Annotated in this window: 1 protein-coding gene; it reads left to right on the forward strand. The window is 40.0% G+C overall.

Annotation, left to right across the window (positions count from 1 at the left end; genetic code table 11):
- The first annotated feature begins 117 nt into the window (after positions 1–117).
- Positions 118–12,036: a retention module-containing protein gene (locus tag Q1K78_RS09190; protein ID WP_300177217.1), complete on the forward strand. Its 11,919-nt coding sequence runs from the start codon at positions 118–120 to the stop codon at positions 12,034–12,036.
- The last annotated feature ends 186 nt before the right edge of the window (positions 12,037–12,222 follow it).

Genomic DNA, 12,222 nt, shown 5'->3' on the forward strand with positions numbered 1-12,222 from the left:
TTATAACAACAAATTAACTTGTCATCATTTTTGTGTGTTGATGGATTTTTATCCTATGCTTAAAATAGAGATGAAAGTTAATTTGTTGATGCCGTTAAATGGACTGTAGGTGGTTGCATGAAAGAAACAATAATTCCTTCTCAAGTAGAAATAAAAAAAATAGAAGGCGATGCTTATACATTAAATCAATCAGGTGTACCTACAAAGGTAAGTGTCGGTCAAATTATTGGACGTGATTCAGTTCTGTTTACTGGCTATGACGCCAAAGTGGTTGTTCAAATTAACGGTAAATTAGTGACGGTTGATAAGAATTGTATGGGTTGTCTTGATGAAACTAAAGCTGATGACCTACTGCAAGTGCAGCCAATAGATGGAAAGATAACTCTTGACCCTACACAATCAACAGATGAACTTGATATCGCAGCGATTCAAGATGCCATTTTAGCAGGAGAGGATCCAACTGAATTTTTAGAAGCAACAGCGGCTGGTGAGGGCGGAAGCTCAGCGAATAATGGCTTTGTTGTTATTGATTATGCGTATTATTCAGATATAGCAACGACGAGCTTTACGACATCAAATACTTTCTCTTATGACAATCAAGAAGACATCGATAATTTAAGTGGGGGTAATGCCAGTAATGCACCTGCGACGCCAATTATTACGCCCAATAATTCAGGTATTACAAAAGAAGATGAAGTTTTAGAGTCTTCAGGTCAACTTGCAGTAACGAACTCTCAAAGCAACTTTTCTTATACGTGGTCAATTACAGGTAGTCCAACAAGTGAGTTTGGTACGCTGTCATTAAATCCAACAACAGGCCAGTGGGAATACACGCTAAATAATAGTGCATTGTCTGTTCAATCGTTGGCTAATGGGCAAATTATTACTGATGTGTTTGAGGTGTCAGTCTCTGCTGGTGGAAATCTGACATCAACTCAGCAAGTGACTGTAACGATTGTTGGTACTAATGATGATCCTATTATTTCTGGTATTTCTACCGGTAACTTAACTGAAGGGGATGTGTTAGACGCAGACTCAACAGTGAGTGAAACCTTAATCGTTACGGATATAGATGCTCCAGATACCCACTCTTGGACAATTGTCGAAGGCGGTAACGCAACTTATGGTGTATTAACTCTTAACGATGGTGTTTGGGAATACAAATTAGATAATTCTCGTGATGAAACCCAAGCATTAAGTGCCGGAGAAACGGTAACAGAAACATTCACGATTCAGGCTGATGATGGTAACGGAGGCATAGATCAACAAGAAGTTGTGATTACGATTACTGGCACCAATGATGATCCAGTCGTTAGTGGTACAAGCTCAGGACGAGTTGTTGAAGATCTTATTGCGTCTGCTGAAGGCCAATTAGATGCCGTTGACCCTGATGCGGGAGATGTAATTACGTGGGCTGTTTCTGATGGTGCGGGCGTTTTCGGTTCACTCACTATCGATGGGTCTGGTAAATGGACATATAGCTTAGATAATGGCTTAGTTTCGACTCAGGCTCTTTCTAGTGGAGAAACACAAACGGAAACGTTTGAAATTGTTGTAGATGACGGAAAAGGTGGCACTGTAACTCATACAATTTCTGTTGATGTTACAGGTACAAATGATACGCCTGAAATAACCAGTTCATCAGTGGTTTCTGGGGATGTGAGTGAAGTAAGTATTGATGCTGTTGGCGATTTGGTTTTAGAAGATGTGGATACATTAGATAGCCATACATGGACGGTTGAACCAAACAGTAATGCCGATTTAGGTACGTTTAATGTCGATAGTACTGGTAAATGGAGTTTTGGATTAAACTCAGCTGCCGCTGCTTTTCTTGCTCTTGGTGAGGGGGATTCAATTGATGTTATTTATGTTGTTCAAGTAGCAGATAATAATGGTGCAATTGATACTCAAGAAGTGACGATAACCATAACGGGTTCAAATAATGGCCCAATTATTGGTGGAACAAGTACGGGGTCTGTAGTTGAAGATACCATTGCTACTGCATCTGGTGTATTGGTTTCTGCTGATTTAGATACAACCGATACTGCAACATGGTCAGTACAAGATCCGAGCTCAGGATCTTATGGTGAAATCACCGTTGATGCTGACGGTAAGTGGACCTACACCATAGATAATGCTTTGGCAGCAACTCAATCATTATCACAAGGCCAAACAGAGACTGAAACATTTACCGTGATTGTTACCGATGGTAGTGGTGCACAAGCTACACAAGTTGTCACTATCGATGTTACTGGTACCAACGATCTACCAGAAATTACAGATACGTCAGTTATTGCAGGAGCCGTTGAACACAGGGCAACAGAAAGTGCGACCGGCGATTTAGTCCTTGACGATGTCGATACATTAGACACCCATTCGTGGACAGTTGAAGCTAACAGCAATGACGAATTAGGCACATTCAGTGTTGATGCTGATGGTAAATGGACGTTTGATTTAGATACCGCGTCAGCCAGCGTGATTGCGTTAGGCGTGGGCGAAACCCTTGATATTGTTTATGTAGTTCAAGTTGAAGACAACCATGGTGGAATTGATAGTCAAGAAGTAACAATTACGGTCACAGGTTCTAATGATGGCCCAACAATCAGTGGTACCGATACCGGCTCTGTTGTTGAAGATTCAGTTGCCATTGCAGAAGGGCAACTTGAAGCAACCGATGCAGATGTTACGGACACTCACGCTTGGTCAATTACGGATGATGCAGGCACGTACGGTTCACTGGCAATTGATGCAACGGGCAAATGGACCTACACGCTAGACAATACACTGGCGGGAACGCAAGCTATTTCGAATGGGGACGTTAAAACAGAAACGTTTGAGATTGTTGCTTCTGATGGAAAAGGTGGCACTGAAAAACACACGGTTATCGTTGAAATAACTGGCACCAACGATCTACCAAGCGTTGCAGGATCATCAGTGATCTCTGGAGATGTAACCGAAGAGACTATTCTGAGTGCAAGTGGCGATTTATTTGTTGATGATGTGGACACATTAGATTCGCATACTTGGACATTACTTTCATCAAATACAGATCCTTATGGTTCTATCATCGTTTCGACTAATGCTGATGGCTCAGGTAAATGGGAATACACCCTTAATAATACCGCTGCGCAAGTTCAAGCTTTAGCAAATGGTGAAACACATACTGTTGAATATCAAATTCAAGTTGATGATGGGGAAGGTGGCTTAACTACTGAAACTATTTCGATTGAAGTAACGGGCACAAACGATGAACCTGTGGTGTCAGGTCAGTCTACTGGTCTAGTGAAAGAAGATACCGCAACTCAATCAGAGGCCGAAGGTCAACTAACCGTTGATGATGTTGATTTAATCGATGTTCATGGTTGGAGTGTAGATACTAATAGCGGCACTTATGGCTCGATTACGATTGACCCTGCTACGGGTAAATGGGTTTACACCATAGATAACGCGTCAGCAGCTACTCAAGCATTAACGGAAGGCCAAAGCGTAGAAGATAAATTCATAGTTATTGTTGATGATAATAAAGGCGGTACAGATACCATCGAAATCGTTATTACCGTAGTGGGTACAAATGGAGTACCAATTATAGGTGGCGATATTGTAGGTGATGTTACCGAAGATACAAAATTAACCACAACAGGTACGCTAACTGCTGCGGATGAAGATGCAACAAGTTCATTTAATTGGAATATCGTTGGTTCAGATACGAGTACATATGGCAAATTTACACTTGATGCTGCTACTGGTGCATGGCTATACACATTAGATAATGATGCGGCACAATCTCTGGGTGCTGGTGATGACCCAATAAAAGAATACTACACGGTAGAGTTGAGTGATGGCGCTGGTGGTGTTATTACAGAAACGGTTGAAATTACCATTAATGGTACCAATGATAAACCAGAATTATCAGGCCAAGCATTAGGCTCAGTAAAAGAAGACTCTATTGAAACCACAGAAGGGCAACTGATTGTCGCTGATGTTGATTTAACTGATACTCATACATGGGATGTTCAACCAGCGAGTGGTACCTATGGTTCGATTACTGTTGATGGAAATGGCAAATGGGTTTACACCATCAATAACGGGTTAGACGCAACTCAACATCTTGCCGAGGGAGAAGCGGGTGAAGATAAATTCATCGTTACCGTTAATGATGGTCAAGGTGGAACCGCGCAAAAAGAAATCGTTATTTCATTAGAAGGAACTAACGATTTACCTACTGTTGTAGGTAGTAATGATACAGGTACTGTCATTGAAGACGGAGTTCAAACAATTTCAAATACCTTAATAGTGGAAGATGTTGATGTTTCTGATACTCATAATTGGTTTGTTATTGGTGCATCAGAATCGAAATTAGGCAGCTTTTCTATTGATTCTGCTACTGGTAAGTGGACTTATGTACTTAAAAATGACGAAGCTCAGCTATTAGCAAAAGATGAAACGGTTGTTGAAAGTTTTGTTGTTGTCGTTGGTGATGGAAATAATGGGTATGCGCAACATACTGTTGAAGTCACTATTGTTGGTACAAATGATGAACCAACGATTACAGGTAGAACGACAGGCACAGCAGTAGAAGACATTATACCAACAGCTACTGGCGCATTAACTGCTGTTGATATTGACTTTAGTGATAATCATACTTGGCTTGTTGATGGCGGTGGTGCTGGTAAGTACGGAACCATGACGGTGGATGTTGATGGTAATTGGATTTATGCATTAGATCCAGCAGAGCCAGATACTCAAGCTTTAGCCGAGAACCAACAAGAATTTGAAACATTCACAGTTATTGTCAATGATGGTAATGGTGGAACTAGTGCCATCATGATAACGGTTGAAGTACTTGGTACTAACGATGCTCCGATAATTGGAGGACGTACAACTAGAATAATTACTGAGGATGATGCGGCTTCGGTTTCGGGTAAATTAAAAGATGGTGATGTCGATTTAACAGATTCACATACCTGGACATTACTTACCGACGCACAAGGTGATTATGGCTCATTATCATTAAATGCGAATGGCAAATGGACCTATACAATTGACAACACATTAGCCTCAACTCAAGGGTTACTTGCTGGTCAAAAAGAGACAGAGCAATACATTATCCAAGTTGAAGATCAATATGGTGCCATTGATACAGTAACAGTTACAGTCACAGTTAAGGGCACCAATGATATCCCTGAGTTATCAGGTGAGTTGACAGGAAAAATTGAAGAAGACTCAGCAATTACTGAAATTGAAGGGCAATTAAACCCGGATGATGCCGATATTGGAGATACACACACTTGGTCACTGAGTTCTGAGACTGGTTCTTACGGTACGCTTTCAATTGACGCTTCGGGTAAATGGATTTACACATTAAGTAATAATAAAGATTCAGTGCAACAGTTATCTGAAGGTGAAGAAGTAACCGATATCTTTACGGTTACCGTAAAAGATGGCAGTGGCGCAAGCACGCAAAAAGACATTATTATTACGATTGTAGGTGATAATGATGACCCATCAATTACCGGTGCCACAACAGGTAGTACTATTGAAGGTACGGCTGGTAAAGATGTAGCAACAGGCGATTTAACAGCCGTTGATATTGATCATCTAGATACCCACTCTTGGTCAGTGATGACACCGGAAGGTGTTTATGGGGCATTAAGTATCGATGCTGCAACGGGTAAGTGGACCTATCAACTTGATAATTCAAAGCCAGCCACTATTGGAATTGCATCTGGTCAAATAGTACAAGATAAGTTTGTTGTTGAAGTTGATGACGGTGAAGGCGGTACTAATCAAATTGAAGTGATTATTGATATTGCAGGGACAAACAGTTCCCCTGGTATTATTGGTGATACAACTGGCGAAATTAAAGAAGACGCTACAAACAATGAAATTACAGGAGAGTTAAAGTCGGGAGACTTAGATGCAACTGATGTATTAACATGGGAAATTATTGGTGCGGCTGGAGAGTATGGTCAATTTACCATTGATCAAGATGGCAAATGGACTTACGCACTTAATAACAGTAATGGTTCGGTCAATGGCCTAAAAGAAGGCGCAGAGCTTATAGATACCATCATGGTAAAAGTAACCGATTCATTTGGTGAAGTATCTGAAGTTGAAGTGAAAATTACCATCGAGGGTACAAATGATGCTCCTGTGTTAAGTGGTGCATTAACTGGTACGGTAGTTGAAGATCAAACAACAGTTGTAGAAGGGCAATTGCAAACATCTGATCCTGATATCGGCGATGTTCATGGCTGGAATCTTGATAATGGCGTCGGTCAATATGGTTCGCTAACCATGAATGCCAATGGTCGTTGGACCTATACATTAATGAATTCCTTAGCTGCGATTCAAGCGCTTGGGCCTAATGCAACCCTTACCGAAACATTTACCGTAACGGTTACTGACTCACAAGGTGTAGCATCAACTGATGATGTTGTTATTACTATTCAAGGTACGAACGATCTTCCTGAAATTACCGGTGGGACAACAGGCGAGTATATTGAAGATAATACGACAGACCAAATACCTGGAACCGTTTCAGGTCAGCTTGTGGCAACCGATGTAGATGCTGGAGATACTACCTCATTTGAAGACCGAACTTATGTAGGTAACTATGGTACGTTTTATCTTGAAGCTGATGGCTCATGGAAGTATGTAATAGATACTGACTCTGCTGCTATTCAATCATTAAATGAAGGTGAAAAGATTTCTGAGACGTTCACTGCTGTTGTCCATGATTCTAACGGTGGATTTACGAGTGAACAGATAGATTTCACTATTATAGGTACTAATGATTTACCTGTTGTGTCAGGTGATAATTCAGCAACCGTGATTGAAGATGCTCAAGACTTTCTTCCTGATGGTGAGACGTTTAATGGTCAATTTACTAAAGTTACAGGTAATGTGATTGCTGATGATATTGATTTAGGTGACGACGTTGTCAGTTGGCAAGTAAGTAATGGTAGCGGTGTTTATGGGATCTTTACCATTGATGCCAATGGTCAATGGACTTACTTATTAGATAACACTGATCCAGATACGAATGCATTGAATTTTGGTGATATAAAAACGGAAACATTCCAGGTTACGGCAACAGATAAACATGGTGGCGTCTCTGAACCGTTTGACGTAACAATTACGATCGAAGGCAACACAGATCCAGGCGGCGGCGGTGGTGGCTCTTATGATGAAACGATTAATATCGATTCAATAGAAGAAGGTGTTGATGGCGATGGAGATGTAATCGGCGGTGGTAGTTCCGGCACGATAGATCTTCCAAGTGGCTGTGAAATTATCAGTGTCGATGGAACCTCCTCGGTTGATGGCGGATTATTTGGTTCATTAACCGTTGATAACGATGGTAATTGGGTTTATGACGTTGCTGATGATAAATCGTATGTAGATTCGTTATGTGAAGGCCAGAAGATTACAGAGAAATGGGCGGTCACAGTACAGACAGACTGCGGGCCAAAAACCATTTTAGTTAACGTTACCATTATAGGTTCTAATGATATTCCTGTGATTATTGCTGACACACCAACAGGTGAGTTAGGAGAGGTGGTTGAAGATGGTATCCTTGAAGTTTCTGGTCAGTTAGAAGTAGTTGATCCTGATACATGTGATAGTCATACATGGTATTTAGTTGATGTCGATGGAAATAAGATTGGAGCTTTAGATTCTAGTGGTGAAAACATAGTAATCCAAGGTATTTATGGAGAACTAACACTGAATCAAGCAACAGGCGATTGGACGTATGTACTTGATAATGATAACCCACTAGTACAAGCCTTAACGCCAGATCAAATCGAAAAAGAGTATGTACGCGTTGTTGTTGAAGATGATAAAGGCGCGGTTAGTGCAGATTCGACTATAAATATCAATGTAATTGGTGTTGCGGATGATGCACCTGCTGTTGAAATCATTGAACAAATTGAGTTTAAAGAAGATGGAAGCCCATTAACTCAAACAGGGGTGTTAGATGATGTTGCAGGTTTAACACCAGATCTCACTTGGAACCTTGTTACAGGCGATGGTTCATATGGACATTTAACGTTAGATGGCAACGGTAATTGGACCTATGTTTTAGACAATGATTCGTTAGCTGTTCAACAGCTAAATGAAGGCGAAAAGGTTACTGATACTTTTAGCGTTACCGTTGTCGATAAGTTTGGTAAAACGGTTGTTGATGAAAATGGCGACCCGGTAGAAATGATCTTCAAAGTGGAGGTTACAGGCACAAATGATGCGCCAGATATATCAGGCCAGTTGAATGGAACTATCTCTAATATAGATTCCGATAGCAAAATATCAGGAAAGCTTAATGATGGTGATGTAGATACCGGTGATACTCACACTTGGGATGTAACTGATAACCAAGGTGATTATGGGCGTCTTGTATTAATTAATGGGAAATGGACATATACCTTAGACACCAGTTTAGATGCTGTCAAAGTGTTAGGTATCGGAGAAACATTAACGGATACTTTTGAAGTGACAGTTAAGGATGCCGCTGGTGAAATGTCTACAGAAACCGTGACAGTAACCATTGACGGGTCGAATTTACCGCCAGAAATAGCTCAAGATGATCAAATTATCATGGAGCTAAAAGAAGATGAAACAATAACCGATTCTAAAACCTTAATCGTAACCGATCCAAATGGAGACGATGTTACTTTTGATGCGAAAACATTAACGGGTACTTACGGTACTTTTACCGTTGATGCTAATGGTGTTTGGAGTTACACCTTAGACAATGATGCTGCACATATTCAGGGGCTTAATGAAGGAGAGGTTGTTTCTGAAGTATTTACCGTATTCGCAGTAGATGTTCATGGCGCAAAAACATCTCAGCAAGTGACGGTTAATATTACTGGCACAAACGATATCCCTAAAATTTCGGGTATGGACACAGGCTCAGTTGAAGAGGCTGACGGCAGTTCTACTTCTGGAAACTTCGTAACATCAGATGTTGATGTTGGTGATATTGTTACGGCATCTGCTGGAACCCAAGGCTCTTACGGTAGTGTATCTGTTGATAACGCAACAGGTAAATGGACTTATACGGTTGATGGCACAAACTCAACGGTAGATAGCTTATCAAAAGGTGAAACTCTTACCGATACCATCACTATAATTGCCACCGATAAACTTGGTTCTAGTTCTGAAATGACTATTACCATTACTATTAATGGTGAAAATGATGCGCCAAATCTAGTCGTAACGACACCTCCTGAATTAACTGAAGATGTGGGAGCAACAGTACCAACAACGATAGAAGCAACAGGAAACTGGGACGATGGTGACCCAGACGCATCAGATACTCATATATGGCAAGTATTGAGTGGTGATGCTTTAGGTACATTAACGTTTGATCCAAATGGCGACTATAAATTAGTTATTGATAACTCTGCGCTAGAAATTCAACAATTAGGCGTTGGGGAAACATTAGAACTAACGTACACCGTAAAAGTGACGGATGAATATGGTTTAAGTAGCACTCAAGACATTACCTTTACCATAAATGGTACAAATGATGCGCCAGAAGTGATTAACACCAGTATTCTTTCTGTGGATGTTGCAGAAGATGGAACATTAAGTAAATCAGGCCAATTAGATATTACTGATATTGATATTACTGATACGACGTTTGAATTTGATGTGATTACATCGCCAATGGATGCTTATGGTGCAGTAACTGTTGATGAAAATGGAAAATGGACTTATGTATTAGATAATGATAAAGCTCAAAATATCGGCGATGAAACTATTACAGAAACATTTACGATCCAAATTGACGATGGTAATGGTGGGGTAATTACACAAGATGTAACCGTAAACATTACCGGTACAGATGATGATCCAATTATAGACGCCACTATTCCACAAATAATAGAAGGCACGGTAGTAGAAGATGGGACATTGACGGCAACAGGTCAAGTTGCTTATGTGGATCCAGAAGGAGATACGATTAATTATAATGTAATTAATTCGCCATCTTCACCTTATGGAGCGTTTACAGTCGATGCAAATGGCGTATGGACTTATGAACTATTGAATGGTTTAGCCCAAGAAATTAGCGTCACTGGTGCACAAGAAACCTATACCATTGAAGTAACCGATCAAACTGGCGGAACAATACAGCAAGTTATCACTATCAATATTACGGGTGAAAATGATAATCCTACGATTGATACATCAAGTGTTATTATTGGAAGTGTTGATGAAGACGGCACCGCAACAGCCATTGGTCAATTAGATGTGTCAGATGTAGATCTTACTGATACTAGTTTTGCTTATGAGGTTATTTCTGGTCCAAATACCACTACCACTCCGGGAGATTTTACCGGGTTATATGGTGCTTTAACGATTGATGATAATGGTAAGTGGACATATCAATTAGATAGCGATAAAGCTCAAGTGTTGGGTGATAGTGTTGAAACAGAAAAATTCATTATAGAAATCGCTGATGGTAATGGTGGTACTGTAACTCAAGAAATCACAGTGAACGTGACAGGTCATGATGACCAACCAATAATTAATGCTGAAGTAACTCAAAAAACAACCGGTTCTGTGGTTGAAGAAGGTGAATTACATGCAGAAGGAACAATTACTTATTTAGACCCTGAAGGAACAACCGTAGAGTATGCTGTTTCTAATACATCTACACCTATGTATGGAACATTTATCGTTAATGCGACGACAGGTAAATGGGAATATGATTTAGACAATACACTTGCTCAAGTAATTGGCGTAGATGGTGCTCAAGAATCTCTTGTTATAGATATAACCGATGCAACAGGGGAAGTAACTCAGCAAATAATAACAATTGATATCACTGGAGAAAATGACTCACCAGAGATAGCAGGAACAAGTACCGCAGACGTAAAAGAAGGTGTAGTTGAAACGGTTACAGGTCAATTAACAGCAACAGATGCTGAAAATGACCCTATAACTTGGCAGCTTGCTTCTACCTCTTCAGCTACTGGTGCTTATGGAACGTTAAGCATTAACTCGGCAGGCTTATGGACCTATATTCTTCTTGAAGATAGTACATTGGCATTAGCCGCAGATACGATGGACGAATTTACTGTAGAAGCGTCTGATGGCAAAGGTGGTATCACTCAACAAGTTATCACTGTCGCCGTTGCCGCTCCAACTATCATTCAAGGCTTTAGTGGTTCAGATATTCTAACGGGAACTACCAATGATGAATTGTTATTTGGTAATCCATTAGACTTATCTGATGTAGGCACAGCAGATACCTTTACTTGGACAAATGCCTCTATTAGTGGTGATTTAGGTCGAGATGTTATTAAAGACTTTGATCTTGATAGCGACCAAATTGATTTGAGTGACATTGCAAATATAACAACAGTGTGGGATTCGGCAGTATTAGCGTCTCAAATCCAAATTACAGAAGTCGATGGAAGCACTGAAATTTATATTAATGAAGCAGGAGCAACCGTTCAAACCATTATCGTAGACGGAATTACTCTGGATGAGTTAGCTGGTGAGCCAACAGCGTCAATGACAGATGAAGAGAAATTTAATGCACTGACAAACACAGGTCATTTAGTTGTTTCGGATACCTTCGGTAACGAGAGTGATAATATATTATACGCATCAGGTCAAAACGATATTTTAACTGGCGGTGGTGGTAATGATATTTTCTATTTCGCAGGAGAAGTAGCGGGTGATTCAGTAACTCCAGCACAAACATCAATTACTGATTTTGCAGTTGATACTGTGGCGGCAAATGGAGAAGCTGACATTTTAGACTTAGCTGAGTTATTACCTGATTCAATTCAAACGAATTCAAGTATGGATGACATGCTGCAACACATTAATGTGAATATTGATGACAATAACTCACAAACGGTGCTATCAGTCACTGATGAACTAGGAAATAAAACAGATATAACCCTAGAAGGTGTTGATAGTACTACGCTTGGAATTAGTGATTTAGGCTCAATGAGTGATCAGGATATTCTGAGTACAATATATAACGACTTCAACATGTTTAAAGTAGATTAATAGCCCTAGTATCAATGAGCATATTGTAATTGTATTGCTAATTAATCTTAAAAAATAATCAGTTAAATGTTAATTAACTTTGAGGCAGCCTTCTAACTTTTGATGTTTAGGCTGCTATTTTTTTGGATGGGTGTCTCACAATTGATATATTTTAAATATATTTATTTTTAAATGGTTCGTTTGATG

Source organism: uncultured Aliivibrio sp. (genome assembly GCF_946479765.1).
GTDB lineage: Bacteria > Pseudomonadota > Gammaproteobacteria > Enterobacterales > Vibrionaceae > Aliivibrio.